The 17,493-nt window shown below is 59.6% G+C and carries 13 protein-coding genes and 1 tRNA gene; 8 read left to right on the forward strand and 6 right to left on the reverse strand.

Annotated features, from left to right (window positions below):
* Both ACQZ40_RS10830 and mcpU read right to left on the reverse strand, forming a co-directional pair.
* Positions 1–192, reverse strand: a 192-nt coding sequence (locus ACQZ40_RS10830) for a hypothetical protein (RefSeq protein WP_448747928.1), incomplete at its 3' end; no start/stop codon positions are given.
* The gene (gene mcpU, locus ACQZ40_RS10835; RefSeq protein ID WP_448747929.1) at positions 176–2,266 is read right to left on the reverse strand and encodes a methyl-accepting chemotaxis protein McpU; all 2,091 of its coding nucleotides are present in this window, start codon (positions 2,264–2,266) and stop codon (positions 176–178) included. The genes mcpU and ACQZ40_RS10830, both read right to left, overlap by 17 nt.
* 330 nt (positions 2,267–2,596) lie before the next feature.
* Here mcpU and ACQZ40_RS10840 point away from each other — a divergent pair, with 330 nt between their 5' ends.
* Positions 2,597–3,994: an MATE family efflux transporter gene (locus ACQZ40_RS10840; protein ID WP_448747930.1), complete on the forward strand. Its 1,398-nt coding sequence runs from the start codon at positions 2,597–2,599 to the stop codon at positions 3,992–3,994.
* Positions 3,995–4,031: 37 nt separating this feature from the next.
* Here ACQZ40_RS10840 and carA read toward each other — a convergent pair whose 3' ends face one another.
* Entirely contained in the window at positions 4,032–5,237 is a 1,206-nt protein-coding gene (gene carA, locus ACQZ40_RS10845; RefSeq protein WP_080856598.1) for a glutamine-hydrolyzing carbamoyl-phosphate synthase small subunit, read from the reverse strand.
* 335 nt (positions 5,238–5,572) lie between these two features.
* On the opposite strand from carA, the gene ACQZ40_RS10850 reads away from it, so the two are divergent.
* The 4 genes from ACQZ40_RS10850 (at position 5,573) to ACQZ40_RS10865 (ending at position 11,955) form a co-directional block, all read left to right on the forward strand.
* The gene (locus ACQZ40_RS10850; protein WP_003522833.1) at positions 5,573–6,025 is read left to right on the forward strand and encodes a GatB/YqeY domain-containing protein; all 453 of its coding nucleotides are present in this window, start codon (positions 5,573–5,575) and stop codon (positions 6,023–6,025) included.
* 380 nt (positions 6,026–6,405) lie between these two features.
* Positions 6,406–8,391: a DNA primase gene (gene dnaG, locus ACQZ40_RS10855; RefSeq protein ID WP_125145561.1), complete on the forward strand. Its 1,986-nt coding sequence runs from the start codon at positions 6,406–6,408 to the stop codon at positions 8,389–8,391.
* Positions 8,392–8,783: 392 nt separating this feature from the next.
* Positions 8,784–10,838 carry an RNA polymerase sigma factor RpoD gene (rpoD, locus tag ACQZ40_RS10860; RefSeq protein WP_065655752.1) on the forward strand — a complete coding sequence of 685 codons (2,055 nt, stop codon included), beginning with the start codon at positions 8,784–8,786 and terminating at the stop codon, positions 10,836–10,838.
* A gap of 196 nt (positions 10,839–11,034) precedes the next feature.
* A complete protein-coding gene (locus tag ACQZ40_RS10865) occupies positions 11,035–11,955 on the forward strand; it encodes a DUF930 domain-containing protein (protein ID WP_338810644.1) in 921 nt (306 codons plus the stop codon).
* Positions 11,956–11,982: 27 nt separating this feature from the next.
* On the opposite strand, the gene ACQZ40_RS10870 is transcribed toward ACQZ40_RS10865, so the two are convergent.
* The gene (locus ACQZ40_RS10870) at positions 11,983–14,535 is read right to left on the reverse strand and encodes an HWE histidine kinase domain-containing protein (protein ID WP_448747931.1); all 2,553 of its coding nucleotides are present in this window, start codon (positions 14,533–14,535) and stop codon (positions 11,983–11,985) included.
* Positions 14,536–14,788: 253 nt separating this feature from the next.
* Between ACQZ40_RS10870 and ACQZ40_RS10875 the strand changes: the two genes are divergently transcribed.
* Both ACQZ40_RS10875 and ACQZ40_RS10880 read left to right on the forward strand, forming a co-directional pair.
* Positions 14,789–15,211 (forward strand): secondary thiamine-phosphate synthase enzyme YjbQ, encoded by a 423-nt coding sequence (locus tag ACQZ40_RS10875; RefSeq protein ID WP_448747932.1) that lies wholly within the window; start codon positions 14,789–14,791, stop codon positions 15,209–15,211.
* A gap of 150 nt (positions 15,212–15,361) precedes the next feature.
* Positions 15,362–15,697, forward strand: a complete 336-nt coding sequence (locus ACQZ40_RS10880) for a hypothetical protein (RefSeq protein ID WP_065655756.1) — start codon at positions 15,362–15,364, stop codon at positions 15,695–15,697.
* 181 nt (positions 15,698–15,878) lie between these two features.
* Here ACQZ40_RS10880 and ACQZ40_RS10885 read toward each other — a convergent pair whose 3' ends face one another.
* A complete protein-coding gene (locus ACQZ40_RS10885) occupies positions 15,879–16,622 on the reverse strand; it encodes an SIMPL domain-containing protein (protein ID WP_448747933.1) in 744 nt (247 codons plus the stop codon).
* Positions 16,623–16,802: 180 nt separating this feature from the next.
* Here ACQZ40_RS10885 and ACQZ40_RS10890 point away from each other — a divergent pair.
* Positions 16,803–16,878, forward strand: a tRNA-Ile gene (locus ACQZ40_RS10890).
* A 173-nt stretch (positions 16,879–17,051) separates the two neighbouring features.
* Here the strand turns inward: ACQZ40_RS10890 and ACQZ40_RS10895 are convergent.
* On the reverse strand, positions 17,052–17,423 hold the full coding sequence (locus ACQZ40_RS10895) for a hypothetical protein (RefSeq protein ID WP_168208047.1): 372 nt from the start codon (positions 17,421–17,423) through the stop codon (positions 17,052–17,054).
* Between the last annotated feature and the right edge of the window lie 70 nt (positions 17,424–17,493).

Consider the following 17,493-nt stretch of genomic DNA (forward strand, 5'->3'; position numbering starts at 1 on the left):
GATCGGCTTCTCGACCCGCCACCGGACAAACCCAGAAACCAAAACCAGATGGCCTTCCAATGGCCGCAAATTTAAACCGGACAGTAGTGGGACAAGCCCGAGGATGACGTCGAGAGTAGGTAGCGCCTGGCAGCGATCTGGTGACGATAGCGCTCCGGCCACGGTCTTTTCCCCCTCAAGCAGCCCGCCCATATTCCGCCTGCCGCCGGCTGGCCGTGGCGAGCTGGAACTGCGCGAGCAGCTCGTTGAGCGCCGCCGCTTCCGAGGCGAGGCCATGACTTGCTGCCGTCTGTTCCTCGACCATGGCGGCATTCTGCTGCGTGCCCTGATCGATGGTGTTGATGGCGGTGTTGATTTCCTGAAGGCCGGTGGACTGTTCGCGCGACGACGTCACGATCGCGTCGATATGGCGGTTGATCTCCTGCACTTCGCGGACGATGGTTTCCAGCGCCTTGCCGGCATTGCCGACAAGTTCAACGCCGGACTGCACCTGCGATGTCGAGGCGTTGATCAGCGTCTTGATCTCCTTTGCCGCATTGGCTGAGCGCTGGGCAAGCTCGCGCACTTCCTGGGCGACGACGGCAAAACCCTTGCCGGCCTCACCGGCGCGGGCAGCTTCAACACCGGCATTCAGAGCGAGCAGGTTGGTCTGGAAGGCGATTTCGTCGATCACGCCGATGATGTTGCTGATCTCGGACGATGATTTTTCGATACCTTCCATGGCGCGCACGGCATCTTCCACAATGACGCCGGACTGTTCGGCATTGCCGCGGGCGCGGTCGACCAGACGGCCGACTTCTTCCGCACGGCGCGCGGAATCCTTGACCGTCGTGGTGATTTCCTCAAGAGCGGCCGCTGTTTCCTCGACGGAAGCCGCCTGCTGTTCGGTGCGTCGCGCCAGATCATCGGCCGACTGGCGGATTTCACCGGCACCCGCATCGATTGCGAGGGCGTTCTGGCCGACGGTGCTGAGGGCTGCGTTCAGCTTGGCGACGGAATTGTTGAAATCATCGCGCAGACGGTCGATGCGGGTCACGAAGGGCGTGTCGATGCGGTAATTGAGGTCGCCATCGGAAAGATGCGCCAGTCCCCGGGCAAGCGAATCGACCGCGAACTGGATGTCGGCGGCGTCCTTTGCCGCCAGTCTTTCACGCTCGTTGCGCTCCCGTTCGGAGAGCGTACGGTTCTGTTCGGCGTCGCCTTCAAGGCGCAGTCGTTCCATGGCGTTCGAACGGAACACGGCAACGGCTGCGGCCATGGAGCCGATCTGGTCGGTGCGCTCCTGACCGGGAATGGCGACATCGAGGTTGCCGGCGGCAAGGCCTTCCATGGCGGACGTCATCTGCGTGACGGGGCGGACGATGAAGCGGGAAAGGACGGTTGCGAGAAGTCCGATCATGATCGTCGCTGCGAGGATCGTGGCGATGGTTGCCGCGAGCCGGAACTGGCCGATTGCGCTGTAGGCAACATCGGAATCGACGACAAAGCCGAGATACCAGTCGACCGAGGGCAGGCCGGCGACCGGAATGAAGCTGGTGATCTTGCCCTTGCCGTCGATCTCGGTCTGGGAGATCGCGGAGGAAATCGCTGGCGTATTGACCTTGAAGAGATCGGCCATCGGCTTGTCGACGAATTTTGGGTCGGGATGGATGAGTATCTTGCCATCCTTGCTGACGAGGAATGCATATCCATCCGCGCCGGCATCCACCGACTTGATCATCTTCACCAGCGAGTCCAGCGAGAAGTCACTGCCTGTCACGCCAGCAAGCTTGCCATCGATGGAAACGGGAATGGCGGCGGTGATGATGAGGCCGCCGGTCGATGCATCATTGTAAGGTTCGGTCAGAACCGTCTTGCCGGCTTTCACCGCATCCAGATACCATGGGCGCTTGCGCGGATCATAACCCTCAGGCAGCGGCGTTTTCGGGAAGGTGGTGAAGCTGCCGGTGTCGGCATTGCCGAAATAGGTCGACATGAATTGTGCCGTCAGCACGTCGTTTTCCAGAAAATGCAGCTTTGCTTCGTTATCCGGAAGCTTGGCCAGCGTCTTTGCCACCGTTTCGGTCAGCATGATGCGGCCATTCAGCCAGTTGGCGATGCTTTGCGCCGCCTGTTTGCCGGATGAATCGATGTTTTCCGCCACCGCTTCCGTCGTGACGCGATGCTGAAGGCTGTCGATGTAAAAAGAGAAGCCGGCAAAGGCGGCGACGACAAGTGATGACGCAGCAACGAGAATGCGCGTCATGAGATTGGTTTTTTTAGGCAAGCTACACGTCCTTGAAACCGGGTGAATCCGTTCGGCTCATCTAGGGGAATGGTGGGGAGAGACATGCCTTAAAGGCGGGAATATTCTGCGTCATGCAGCTTTTGGTTTAGAAGAACTACGCAATATTCTAATAAGTAAATTGAAATGGTAAAATTCGGCTAAATTTGTCTTTTGTTATCAAGGTTCGCCGATGGGGGGCCCAGATTGCCGTTTTGCGTAAATTTTGATCATCGATCCGCAAAGGTTGCGTGCAGGAAGGGAATATTTTATTCATCACCGTGCTGCCGTTGCGCAATTCGCGGGCAATGGCCAAAGTTCAGGTGAATTACAATGTCTTCGTCGGTTGTTGCAGGAACCGTTCCGTCCGGATCGGGGTCGTGGTTTTCGCATTTCAAGGCTACGCTTGTGCTGGGAATTCCGCTTATCGGTGCACAGCTCGCGCAGCTTGGCATCCATACCACTGATATGGTCATCGTCGGCCAGCTTGGCGCCGAAAAGCTGGCGGCCATGGTGCTGGCCGGACAGTTCTTTTTCGTCGTCTTCATTTTCGGCTCCGGCTTTTCCGTCGCTGTTGTACCAATGGTAGCGCAGGCTTACGGGCAGGGTGATGCGACATCCGCGCGCCGCTCGCTGCGCATGGGCATGTGGGTGGCAATCGCCTATTGGCTGCTTGCATTGCCGATTTTCTTCAATGCCGAGCGCATTCTCATTTCTCTTGGGCAGAACCCCAATGTGGCGGCGCTGACCGGCCATTATCTCGCCATCGCGAAATTCGGCCTTTTGCCGGCGCTGCTATTTTACGTGCTGCGCGGGCTTGTCAGCGCCATCGGGCGCGCCGGCATCATTCTTTATGTCACCATCATCATGCTGGTGATGAATGGTGTGCTGGCCTATGCATTGGTGTTCGGCCATTTCGGATTGCCCGCCATGGGCATGAATGGTGCGGCCGTCGTTGCCGTCATCGTCAACGCCTTCAGCTTCATTTTCATTGTCGCCTATGTGCAGACGCGTGAGGAAACGAAGAGATACGAGCTGTTCGTGCGCTTCTGGCGGCCTGATTGGCACGCGCTTTTCGAAGTGCTGCGTCTTGGTCTGCCGATTAGCATCACCATTCTTGCCGAAGTGACGCTGTTCGCCGCCGCTTCGATCCTGATGGGGCAGATCGGCACCGTCCAGCTTGCGGCGCACGGCATTGCCCTGCAGCTCGCCTCCATCGCCTTCATGATTCCGCTTGGTCTTTCCCAGGCGGCGACGGTTCGTGTGGGCGTGGCGCGGGGGCAGGGGGATTTCAAGAACCTCATCCGCGCTTCGATCATGATTTACGCCATCGCCTGCGGCATCGCGATTTGCGGCGGCATCCTGTTTGCGGCGGTGCCGGAATTTCTGGCGAAGTGGTTCCTCGATCCCAAACTACCGGAAGCTGCGGAAGTGCTCGCTTATGCCAGCAGCCTCGTGGTGATTGCCGGCATCTTCCAGCTTGTCGATGGCATTCAGGCGGTCACGGCAGGCCTGCTGCGCGGGTTGAAGGATGCGCGCATTCCGGCGATGCTGGCGCTGATTTCCTATTGGCCAATCGGCCTGGCGCTTGCCTGGACCATGGCCTTTCCGCTCGGTTTCGGCGGGCGCGGTGTCTGGTTCGGCTTTGTGATCGGTCTTTCGACAGCCGCCGTTCTTCTCACCATCCGCTTCGTGCTGCTTGTGAAGCGTGAAATGAAAGCGGCCCGCTGAGAAGCGGGCCGCATGTAACGTCCGGATTGGAAAAGTATCAGCGCTCGGCGAGCGCTGCCTCGCCCTTCTTTTCACGCAGCAGGTTGACGAAGCGGCGGAAGAGATAGTGGCTGTCCTGCGGGCCGGGCGATGCTTCCGGATGGTGCTGGACAGAGAAGACCGGCTTGCCGGTGATGCGCAGGCCGCAATTGGTGCCATCGAACAGCGAGATATGGGTCTCTTCCACGCCCTCGGGCAGCGACTTGGTATCCACCGCAAAGCCGTGGTTCATCGAGACGATTTCCACCTTGCCGGTCGTGAAGTCCTTGACCGGATGGTTCGCGCCATGATGACCCTGATGCATCTTCTCCGTCTTTGCGCCAACGGCAAGGCCGAGCATCTGGTGACCGAGGCAGATGCCGAAGATCGGCAGCTCGCTCTTGATGAGGTTCTGGATAACCGGCACGGCATATTCGCCCGTCGCGGCCGGGTCTCCCGGGCCGTTGGACAGGAACACGCCATCCGGCTTCAGCGCCAGAATGTCTTCGGCCGACGTTTGGGCCGGAACGACCGTGACCTTGCAATCCAGACCGGCAAAGAGGCGCAGGATGTTGCGCTTCACACCGAAATCCACGCAGACGACGTGATATTTCGCATCGGCTTCACCGAGCGTGCCATAACCCTTGTTCCAGACCCACGGCGTTTCCGTCCAGGTGGAGGACTGGCCGGAGGTGGCTTCGATGGCAAGGTCGAGGCCGACGAGGCCGCTCCATGCCTTGGCTTCCGCCTTCAGCGCTTCGATGTCGAAGACGCCGTTCGGATCGTGGGCGATCACCGCGTTCGGCGCGCCGTTTTCGCGGATCCATGCGGTGAGCGCGCGGGTGTCGATGCCGCAGAGGCCGATGACGCCGCGGGCCTTCAGCCAGGCATCAAGGTGCTTGACGGCGCGAAAGTTCGAGGGATCGGTGATATCGGCCTTGAAGATGACGCCGACAGCGCCGCGACGGGCGGCGGGCGTCAGGTCTTCAATGTCTTCCTCATTGGTGCCGACATTGCCGATATGCGGGAAGGTGAAGGTGACGATCTGGCCGAGATAGGAAGGATCGGTCAGGATTTCCTCGTAACCCGTCAGCGCCGTGTTGAAGCAGACTTCGGCCTGAACCTTGCCGGTTGCGCCGATGCCCGTTCCTTCAATCACCGTGCCATCGGCAAGAACAAGCATTGCGGTCGGTTTGCGGGTAGTCCAGGGCGCTGTCTCGGTCATCTCGTTCCGTTTCTGCCGCTTCGCACCCCGCCTCTTGAAAGGCAGGGGGTAAGGGGCCATTTTTGTCGCAGGCTTCGTGACATAAAGGGGCGCGCGATAAAGCTCGCGTTCCGACCCTTCGTTAAAATCTCGTGCAGGTGCCGGAAAATAACGAAAGCAGCCCAAGCGGTCAACCGCAGGGCCAAGATTTACGTGGAATTAAACCACCGTATTTTCAAGGTCTTATGCATTTGATTTGCTTGAGCGTGTCTGCTCGTTTATGTCGTTTCGCAAAATGAGGTGGAAAGTTTCCGTATCGAGAAGCTGCGGAAAGCGCTTTCCCAAGGAGAAGAAAAATGATGCGCGACACGTTCGCAAACGCTTTGAAGGACGCATTGAAGGCTCGTGATGCACGCCGCACCTCGACCGTGCGCCTCATCCAGACCGCCATCAAGGATCGCGATATCGCCAATCGCGGCGTGGGCAAGGACCCCGTCAGCGATGAGGACATCATGCAGATTCTGACCAAGATGGTGAAGCAGCGGGAAGAATCCGCCAATATCTATGAAGGCGCCGGCCGCCCCGAGCTTGCGGCTCAGGAGCGCGAGGAAATCGTCATCATCAAGGAATTCATGCCGGAAGAAATCCCGGCCGAGAAGGTGCGCGAACTCTGCCAGGCCGTCATCACTGAGACCGGCGCGTCCGGCCTGCGCGACATGGGCAAGTGCATGAATGCGCTGAAGGAGCGTTATCCCGGCCAGATCGACTTCGCCAAGGCTTCCGGCGTCGTCAAGGATTTGCTGAAGTAAGTTCGGGCATCCTTAAAAAGTAAAGGCAGGGCAGATGTGGGCTGCCCTGCCTTTTTTCTGTCGACGAAAACGCATTCCGGCGGATCAAAATGCGGTCCTTCACAGGCTTTTTTCGGGGGACGTGCCTGCGGGCGTCGGCAGATTATACGGAGGTCAATTGCTGCCTTCGCTGATGTTTTTACATCGCCGCCGCGGCCGGCTCAAATTACAAAAACATAATTTTTGGTGATGCTGCGGTGCCATAAATTTGCCCGAAGCGGGCGCAATGGCGATGTGATTTCGCCGTCGTGGCCTGTGAATATCGGGTATTCCTGTTCTTTAAGTTTTGTGCTGGCCTCTTTCCGCGCATATATGAAAGACTGGCCTCGAATAGGTAACCCATGCGCTTTTCCAACTCTTTCCTTGATGAGATACGCGACCGCGTGCACATTTCCGATGTGATCGGCCGACGTGTGTCCTGGGACAAGAAAAAGACCAATACGTCGCGCGGAGATTATTGGGCCTGCTGCCCGTTCCATGGTGAGAAAAGCCCGAGCTTCCACTGCGAGGACCGCAAGGGGCGGTATCATTGCTTCGGTTGCGGCGTTTCCGGCGATCACTTCCGCTTTCTGACTGAGCTTGAGGGCCTGAGTTTTCCGGAGGCCGTGCAGCAGATTGCCGATATGGCCGGCATTTCCATGCCGCAGCCCGATCCGCAGGCGGAAAAGCGCGAGCGCGAGCGTACCTCGCTTCAGGACGTCATGGAAATGGCGACGCTGTTCTTTCAGGACCAGTTGCAGACGGCACTCGGTGCGCGGGCGCGGGCTTACCTGCGCGATCGCGGGTTGACCGGGCGCACCATCGAGACTTTCCGGCTGGGTTATGCGCCCGATAGCCGCAATGCGCTGAAAGAGCATCTGGCGAGCAAGGGCGTGACGAAGGAACAGATGGAGGCCTGCGGGCTGGTGGTGCATGAGAATGTGCCGGTCTCCTACGACCGCTTCCGCGACCGCATCATGTTCCCGATCCTGTCTTCGCGGGAAAAGGTGATCGCTTTCGGCGGCCGCGCCATGGCCGCGGATGCGGTGGCGAAATATCTGAACTCCAACGAAACAGAGCTCTTTCACAAGGGCAATGTTCTCTACAATTTCGCCCGCGCCCGGCGCGCCTCGCAGGCGGCCGGCGGTTCGGTCATCGCCGTCGAAGGTTATATGGATGTTATCGCGCTCTATCAGGCGGGTGTGGAAAATGCCGTCGCGCCGCTCGGCACGGCGCTGACCGAAAGCCAGCTCGATCTCCTCTGGAAAATGTCGCCGCAGCCGATCCTCTGCTTCGATGGCGATGGCGCCGGCATTCGCGCCGCCAACCGTGCGGCCGACCTTGCCCTGCCGCATATCAAGCCGGATCGTTCCGTCAGCTTCGCGCTTCTGCCCGATGGCAAGGATCCGGACGATCTCGTGCGGCTTGAGGGGCGTGCGCCTTTCGACCGGGTGCTGTCTGAAGCCAAGCCGCTGGCCGCGATGATCTGGAGCCGCGAAACCTCCGGCGTCACTTTCGATACGCCGGAAAAACGCGCGCAGCTTGAAAGCCGGTTGCGGCAGATCGTGGCCGTTATCGGCGACGAGACAGTGCGCCGTTTTTACCAGCAGGATATGCGCGACAGGCTGAACGGCTTTTTCCAGCCGCGTTTTCAGCAGGGTGGGGCTCAGAACGGCAATTTTCGCCGCAACGGCGCCCAGCCGGCGGGACGCGGCTTCCAGCGCAATGCGCCGGGGCGGGGAGGGGCGATGGCCGCGCCGGCCAGCAGCATTTCCGACCGGTTGGCGCAATCCGGTCTCGTCAGGGGCTATCAGACCAAGCCTTCGCTCCGGGAAAGCGTTCTTGCCATCACCATCGTCAACCATCCCGAATTGCTGCTCGAGGAATATGACGAGATCGCCGCCATCGACTACGAGAACCGCGATTTGCAGCGCCTGTGGTCGACGGTGCTGACCTATGCGGCGGAAAGTGCGGCGGATATTTCGCGGGCGGGGCTGATCGAGCGCCTGTCACAGCAGGGTTTCGAGGTGCTTTTGAAGGCCATGGACCAGCAGGTGCGCAATGCCCGCCTGTGGACGGCGACGGAGCAGGCGGCGATGGAGGATGCGCGCGAGGGTTATGTGCAGGCGCTTTCCCTGCATAAGAGGACGAAATCCCTGCTCTGGCAGAAAAAGGAACTGGAGCGGGAAATCGCCGAGGCGACGGATGACGAACGCGGTACATTGCTGGTGCGGGCGCTGGCCGAAGTGCAGCTGGAAATCGGCCGTATGGAAAATCAGGAGGCGATCATCGATGGTTTCGGGGTCATGTCCGGCCGGGTGAAGGGGCCGGCCGTCGGCCATGGCTGAGGGCGGGCGACAGAATTGAAAGGTGTTTGGGGTTGCCTTTTGCGGCAGGCGTCCTAAATAGGGGATAGTCTGGTGATAATCCGCAAAATGCGGCTCTTTTTAAGAATTTCCTTGGCTGTCTCGCCCTCAAAGGCTTGACGGGGCGGGAAATAGCGGGAATCACCATTTCAGGAAAAGTAAGGTGGAATGAGCCTTGGCGGATAGAAATTGCATGAGCAAGCATTTCCGGGTGCACTGTCTTTGCATTCTGCCTGAGGCTGCCGTGGTTAATCGGCAATTAAAGATCACTCCGTTAGGTGTCTGACAGTGATTCGCGGCATGCGCCGGATGCTCAAGGGGCGGACGGCGATGCTGCGGAACAGGTGTTAGCGTCAGGGAAAGCGACGAGATAGATGGCAACCAAAGTCAAAGAAAACGAAGAAGCAGAAAACGAACGCGACGGTGCGACGGACGGCCCGCTTCTCGACCTTTCGGATGACGCGGTCAAGAAAATGATCAAGGCCGCCAAGAAGCGCGGCTATGTGACGATGGACGAGCTGAATTCCGTCCTGCCGTCTGAAGAGGTGACCTCCGAGCAGATCGAGGACACGATGGCGATGCTGTCCGATATGGGCATCAACGTGATCGAGGACGAGGACGCCGAGGAAGCCGCTAGCAGCGACGACGACAGCGATTCCGATAGCGACGATTCCGAGGGCGGGGAACTTGCCCCTTCCGGCGGCACCGCGCTTGCGACCGCCAAGAAGAAAGAACCGACCGACCGTACCGACGACCCGGTGCGCATGTATCTGCGCGAAATGGGTTCCGTGGAGCTTCTGTCGCGCGAAGGCGAAATCGCCATCGCCAAGCGTATCGAGGCCGGCCGCGAAACGATGATTTCGGGCCTGTGCGAAAGCCCGCTGACGTTCCAGGCGCTGATCATCTGGCGCGACGAACTCAACGAAGGCACGACGCTGCTGCGTGAGATCATCGATCTCGAAACCACCTATTCCGGTCCGGAAGCCAAGGCGGCTCCCCAGTTCCAGAGCCCGGAGAAGATCGAGGCGGACCGCAAGGCCGCTGAAGAGAAGGAAAAGACCCGCAAGCTGCGTGCGCCGACCGGCGACGAGGATGTGACGGATGTGGGCGGCGATGGCCTGCCGCCGGAAGAGGAAGAGGAGGACGACGACGAGTCCAATCTTTCGCTTGCTGCGATGGAAGCCGAACTGCGCCCGCAGGTCATGGAAACGCTCGACACCATCGCTGATACCTACAAGAAGCTGCGCAAGCTTCAGGATCAGCAGGTTGAGGCGCGTCTGGCCTGCACCGGTACGCTCTCTTCCGGCCAGGAGCGCCGTTACAAGGAACTGAAGGATCAGCTGATCACGGCCGTCAAGTCGCTGTCGCTGAACCAGAACCGTATCGACAGCCTGGTCGAGCAGCTCTACGACATTTCCAAGCGCCTGATGCAGAATGAAGGCCGCCTGCTGCGCCTTGCCGAATCCTATGGCGTCAAGCGTGACAGCTTCCTCGAGCAATATCACGGTGCGGAACTCGATCCGAACTGGATGAAGTCGATTGCCAATCTGGCCGCGCGCGGCTGGAAGGAATTCGCCCGCGAGGAAAGCAACACGATCCGGGAAATCCGTCAGGAAATCCAGAACCTCTCCACGGAAACCGGCATTTCCATCGCCGAATTCCGCCGCATCGTTTCGATGGTGCAGAAGGGTGAGCGCGAAGCGCGCATCGCCAAGAAGGAGATGGTCGAGGCCAACCTGCGTCTGGTGATCTCGATTGCGAAGAAATACACCAACCGTGGTCTGCAGTTCCTCGATCTCATTCAGGAAGGCAATATCGGCCTGATGAAGGCGGTCGACAAGTTCGAGTACCGTCGCGGTTACAAGTTCTCGACCTATGCGACCTGGTGGATCAGGCAGGCGATCACACGTTCGATTGCCGACCAGGCCCGCACGATCCGTATTCCGGTGCATATGATCGAAACGATCAACAAGATCGTTCGCACCTCGCGCCAGATGCTGCACGAGATCGGGCGCGAGCCGACCCCGGAAGAGCTGGCCGAAAAGCTGGCCATGCCGCTGGAAAAGGTGCGCAAGGTTCTGAAGATCGCCAAGGAGCCGATTTCGCTCGAAACCCCCGTGGGCGACGAAGAGGATTCGCATCTCGGTGACTTCATCGAGGACAAGAACGCGTTGCTGCCTATTGACGCCGCCATTCAGGCGAACCTGCGCGAGACGACCACCCGCGTATTGGCCTCGCTGACGCCGCGTGAAGAACGCGTTCTGCGCATGCGCTTCGGCATCGGCATGAACACGGACCATACGCTGGAAGAAGTCGGCCAGCAGTTCTCGGTCACGCGCGAACGTATCCGCCAGATCGAGGCGAAGGCGCTGCGCAAGCTGAAGCATCCGAGCCGCTCCAGAAAGCTGCGCAGCTTCCTCGACAGCTAAGCGTTCCGCTTCCTTTAAAATTGAACCCGGTCAGTCAGCGCTGGCCGGGTTTTTTGTTTCCCGCACTGGCGAACTCTGCGACAAGCCTTATGTGTGAAAACAGGCATTCCGCTTTTGCTGGATAAGCCCGGGTTCGATTTGGTTCGATGAGATGCAACAGATTTCGGCAGGCAAATGGCGGAGGGGAGGATGGGCTGTGCCCGTCTCCGTGCTGCTGCATCTTGCCGTCGTCGCGCTTTTCTTTTTCGAGCTGCCGGAGCGAATAGCCGAGCCGCAGGAGCCGGAAAGCATCAGCGTCGATCTGGTGCCGCCGCCTGAGGAGAAAAAGGCGGAAGAGGCCCCGCCGCCGGGTGAAGAGAAGGCGAAGGAGGAAAAGCCGCAACCCCCACCGCCGCCGCCCGCTCCTCCAGCGGAAGAGGCGAAACCTTTGCCGCCGCCGCAGGCGACGTTGCCGGCCATCGCCATGAGGCCCGAGGAAACGCAGGCGGACCCCGAGGACAAGCCGGGCAAGACGGAGGAAGCGGAAAAGACCGAGCCTTCCGCGGAGCCTGCAAGCCAGCCTGAAAAAACGGCTGAGGAAAAGCCCGCAGCTCCTGCCGCCAACAGCGATCTTCAGGCTTCCGCCGCACAGGGGGAGATCGCGGTTTCACCCGTGAAGGAAGAAGCGCAGCCCGATCAGCCGCCGGTGCCGCAGGCCAAGCCGGCTGAGGAAAAGCCGGCGGAAGTGACGGAAAAGAAACCCGCGAAACTTCCGGCGGCCAAAAACCTCCTGTCTTCGTCGATGCTGTCACCGGCCCAGAGACGCCAGATGTTTGGCGATCTGCCACCGCGTCGCCGTGTCGTTCAGCTTTGCAGCACCGAAGCCCTGGCCCAGATTCAGGGCGCGGGATTTGCCGCCAGGGGCATGATCCCCTATTCGGACACGGGCGGCAGGATTTCCGGTAATTCGATCGATGCTTCCGGCGGCGCGTTCAACACGGGCAGTGGCTGGCATGACGTCTCGTTCCAGTGCGAAGTCGATCTGGAAAATTACACGGTGACGGAGTTCCGGTTTAAAATCGGAAATGAGGTCAGCCCGGAAGACGCGAAAAAGCGGGGCTTTACGAGATTTCAGTGAGGGCGGGTTTTCCCAATCATTAGTCTCCTAAACCCGCTCCGCATCCCCAACCAGCAGCCCAATGCCCGCCATCAGCGCATCCTCATCATAGGGCTTCCTGATCACCGGCACGGTGCCGAATTCATCCGGCACCATGCTGCCATCCGCATAACCGGTGGCGAAGAGGAAGGGGATGCCGCGGCGGTGGAGTTCCCGGGCGACGGGGATCGATGTATCGGAGCCGAGATTGATGTCGAGAATGGCGACATCCGGCACATAGGTCTTCAATTTTTCAATGGCCATTGCCGACGAGGTTGCCGTTTCGATTGCCTTGATGCCGTTGTCTTCCAGCATGTTCTCGACGTCCATGGCGATCAGCATCTGGTCTTCGACGAGTAATACTTTCAACGGCTCCTCCCGGTTATAGCGCCTGGGCTGTGGCGCGGTTTCATCTTCGGTTTGCGTGTCGGCGACTGCCATGGCCGAAGAAACGTGACGGGAGGGCAGGAGAATTTCCGCCTCCAGCCCATCGGGCAAATAGCGTATCGTGCTGCGCCCGCCGAGATCGTATGGGATGCTGCGGCTGATGAGTGCGGTGCCGAAGCCCGCGCGTGATGGCGGGGGCAGTTTGGTGGGCAGGATTTCGCGCCACTCAATCTCGCAATCGCGGTTCTCGTCGATGGTCCAGCGCACATGTAATTGCCCGCCATTTTGCGAAAGCGCACCGTATTTGGCGGCGTTCGTGGCCAGCTCATGCAGAACAAGAGCCATGACGGAGAAAGCGCGCGAATCGAGTGTGACTTGCGGGCCGGTCAATTTCACAACGGTTTCCGGTGAGCGATGCGGCGACAGCTCGGCATCCAGAAGATCGCGAAGCGCGCCGCCGCCTTCACCGCGAATGATCTGGTCATGGGCAAAGGACAATGCCTGAATGCGGCCCTTCAGGGCGGTCACATATTCCTGCAGGGTCTTGCCCTCCTGCGAGGGATTGCCGACCAGCGATTTGATGATGGCCAGAACATTCTTGACGCGGTGATTAAGCTCCTCGTTCAGCATGCGCTGGCGCACTTCCGCGCGCTCTCTTTCGCCCGCCATCAGCTCGCTGTGATGGAATGCCACTTCGACCAGCGCAATCCTCGCCGCTTCGGCGATTTCCCGGTCGTCTTCCGACCAGGGCTGAGCCTGCCAGCGCACCGTCTCTTTCCAGATTGCAAAGCTTTTGCGCGGCGTGAGACGATCCCCCATCGGACCGGTTTCATAGGATTTTTCCGGATTGCCCGCCCAGTTCAGGTTCTGCACGATCTCCTTGCGGAAAAACAGAAGATAGTCGTTCTTTACCTGCGAGAGTGGAATGGCGAGCATTCCGGCTGCGGTGACGGCATAGATTTCCGCCTCCGGTATGGCCTGCGACAGCGCATGGGTCGCCCAGACCCTGCCTTCTGAAGCCGAGGCAACAAAGCGCGCCAGCCTTGGAATGGCGTCATGCGGCGGCGTTGCACCCTGGCCGTGCCAGTTGTTTCCCACCCACAGGCCGACGCCATCGCAGGGCATCAGATCGGCAAAATCCTGAAAGCTGTCGATCAGCAGTTCTTCAATGTTGGCGTGATGGGCGGCAAGCCGAAGGAAGCGGTCAAGCGCGGCATGGGCGTGGTTTACGGTATCGAGCCTGCGCTTCTGCTTTAGGACCTGCAAATGCATGGAGAAAAATTCTCCGAACATTTCAGCGGCGATCCGGACCGGCATGGTCAGCACGCGCGGGGAATAATGATGACAGGCGATCAGGCCCCAGAGCGCACCGTCGACAATCACCGAAATCGACATGGAAGCCGCAACACCCATGTTGCGAAGATATTCGCAATGGATGGGCGAGACGCTGCGCAGATGGGCAAAGGACATATCGAGAGGTTCGCCCGATGCGTCGAGCGCCGGAAGGACGGAGACCCGGGCGCCGCTGGCATCGGAGATGATGCGTAGTGTGTTCTTGAGATAGAGCGCGCGGGCCTGCTGGGGTATGTCGCTGGCGGGGAAATATTGACCGAGAAAGCTTTCCAGCTCCGGCTGCTTCGCTTCCGACACGACCTTGCCGGCGCCGTCTTCCTCGAAACGATAGATCATCACCCGGTCGTAACCGAGCGTCGCCTTTATCAGCCGTGTCGTTCTGGAGATCAGGCTGTCGATGCTGTCCGCCTCGCGGATGCGGTCCACCATCTTGCGGGCGGTCCCCAGCGGCTGCGTTTCGCTGCGCGAGGGCTCGAATTCGATGATCGTGGTGGATTTGTAGCGATGCAGGGCAATATCGAAGCTGCGGCCGTCGCTCATTTCCATGGCGGGCAGCATGGCGGGACGCGTGGTTCTGCCGGTGACGGTGAGCGCATTGCGAAGATCGTGGACGAGTTTTTTGCCGAGTACCTCCTCGGCCGTCCTGCCATTGATATCGCCTTCGACGCCCAGCAGTTCGCGGCAGTTTTCAGAATGCCGCAGCACCATGCGCATGGCGTTGTCGCAGGCGATGAGACAGCCATGCGGTTGAATATAGCCTGGGATGTGGATGGGTTCGCGGTCGCAATTGGTCAGGTCGACATGATAGTCACTGGGGGCCATGAATAAGTCTTTCGCACCCTGTGCCTGTCTTGTACGGGGAATATTGTGTTCGTCGAGGAACGGGTAAGCTTGAATAATTCATTCTGATAGTGCCAACCCTTCCCCGTTTTTTGCAACTGTGACGCCGGTTTTCCGTTCTGCTTTTATAGGCCGTCGTCACGCTATTGTCGTATCCATTACGTCATTGGATACAATTTGACATGCTGAAACGTTGGCAGCGCCGATTTTGTTCCACCACGTTTAAGGAAAAAATGTGCCGCAGAGAAAAATCATAGTCGCCACCCGGGGGCAGGGTCTTTATGAATTCACATCCGACGCCAAGGCATTCGTCAGCCAAGCCGGCTTGGAAGAAGGCCTGCTGACGATCTTCGTCCGGCACACATCCTGCTCGCTGCTTATCCAGGAAAATGCCGATCCCGATGTGCGGCGCGATCTCACGATGTTTTTCTCCCGTCTCGTGCCGCCTTCGGACGATCCTTCCATGCGCTGGATCATCCACACGCTCGAAGGCCCCGACGATATGCCCGCTCATATCAAATCGGCGCTCACCACGGTTTCCATCGGCGTGCCGATCAGCGATGGCAGGCTCGTGCTCGGCACCTGGCAGGGCCTTTATCTTTTCGAACACCGCGATGCGCCGCATCGACGCGAAATCGTGCTGCATATCTCGCCGTGATATCCGGATCCGGAACGAGGCGTTCCGCGTTAACCTCCCTGAACGCCTGCTGAACATTCGGTTCTGCTGATATTCAGGCGGGCGAGTCTAGGGTCTCGTCAATCGCCGGGGGATGTTCCCCTGTCGGCAAAGAAACAACGGAGTGAGTTCATGTTCAGCACCTTCGCAAAAGCCGGCCTGGCTGCCCTCATCGCCCTCGGTGGAATTTCCTTCACTGCGCCGGCGGCTTCCGCGGGCTCGGATGTTCAGTTCAGAGTTCAGGTTCAGGATGGCTATGGCCATCGTCCCGGCTGGGGTCGCCCGGATCGCCCGCGCCGTGGCTGCTCGCCCTGGCTGGCGGAAGAAAAAGCGAGCCGCATGGGCCTTCGCCGCGCCCGCGTGGTTGACGTATCGCCGCGCCGTGTCGTTGTGGCAGGCTTCAACCGTTACGGCCGCGACCGCGTCGTCTTCGCCAATGAGCGCGGCTGCCCCGTCATCCGCCGCTAATATGTAATACGCCGCTAACAGCGGCGACCTTATCGATCTGCCGATATCCCCGTATGGTAGATGGATCAAAAATGCCCCTCGCTTGTGCGGAAAGGCAGGCGAGGGGCATATTTCGGGTTATGTGAATGGCTGAACGCAAGATGGGGCAGGAGCGGCGCCGAGGCGCCGCCCGCCGTCGATCTTATTGCTCGAGAGCGAAGGTGACGTTGACCACCACGCTGTAGTTGTTCTCGCCCGAAGCGATCGGAACGCTGTCGGCTTCCTTCATCATCGAAGCGCGCATCGCGCCCGCCGGTACCGGCATCGGGCGCTGCGAGTTTTCGCTGATCTGAATGACCCGGCCGAGCTTCACGCCTGCAGCTTCCGTCAGCGTCTTCGCCTTGGCCAGCGCATCGGCAACGGCCAGCTTGCGGGCCTCGGTCACCGTCGCTTCGGGCTTGTCATTGGTGAAGGTGATGTCGCCGCCCTGGTTGATGCCGAGCTTGACGGAGGTATCGAGGATCGCGCCGAGCTTCTTCAGGTCGCGCACCCGCACAGTCAGGCCGTTGGACACCTGATAACCGGTGATCTCGGGCGCGACATAGACACCATCCTTGGGTTCATAGTGTTTGTAGAGCGGCTGCACCGAGAAATTGCTGGTCTGCAGGTCGCGCTCCTCGATGGCGGCTTCTTTCAGCGCCTTCAGAACATCGGCAAGCGCCTTGGAGTTTTCGGTCAGCGCCGCAGCTGCGGTCTCCGCCTGCTTGACGACGCTAAAGGACAGGATCGCCATGTCGGGGGCAATGGCCGACTGGCCCTCACCGGAAACACTAATGGTGGCTTCGCGAGGAGTAGCCTCCTGCGCAGACACCTGGGCGGCAAGCGGCATCACGGCTGCTGCGGTCATTGCGGTGAGTGCGAAAAGGCGGGCCGTTTTTGTCTTCATGGTGTTTCCTCGTTGATTGAGTCCCTTTGAAGGGTATTGCCTTAGATTGTGTAGCTAATACGGCGGCACTGCTTTGCGAAAGCATCATTGGCTTGTCGGGCTCAAAAAATTACGTTAGAGCGTGACCCACCGGATTCGAGCCATTGCGAAACCGGTGTTTCGGACTGGTTTTTCCGAAAAGGGCCTGTAGCTCAATGGTTAGAGCCGGCGGCTCATAACCGCTTGGTTGGGGGTTCGAGTCCCTCCGGGCCCACCATTTTCTTTCAAGATCAATTGCTTGGGATGTTTTGCGGCTCTTCGCGAGCGCGCGTCTGTCACGTCTGACGCGTGATCTCTGCTATGCCGATGGCACAGCCCGGCTGGGGAATGAATGCGTCGGAGCCGATCCGGCGTGCCGATGGGGCAAGCCGGATCGAGAAAGCTTTAATATCAGTTGCAGACCCGCATACTTTCCGTATGCCAGCCGCCGTCATAGGAATTGGGAACGCGGCGGTCTTCGAACCAGCAGCGCGGGCGGGGCGGCGGTGGCGGCTCGTAGTAGCGCGGGCCGTTATTGCTATTGGCGATGGCGCCGCCGATCAGGCCGCCGATCACGCCTGCGGCGAGGCCGCCGGCAATCGCTGCGCCGTCATTGTGGCGGCGGTGTTCGCGGTAGGGCGGCGGGGGTGGGCCGCCGCGGTCGTAGCCACGGTCATAGCGCGGGCGATAGGGATAGTCCTGTGCGGCAGCGCTGCCATAGGATGCAAAAATGCTGCCGGTGGCGACTAGCGCGGCAATAGTGGAAAGAATTATCTTTTTCATCGGGGCTACTCCATAAGCCTGCTTCGGGAGATAGAGGCTCATTATGCCCGGATCATGGCACGGGACGGGT

The sequence above is a fragment of the Agrobacterium sp. 16-172Ci genome (genome assembly GCF_053522725.1).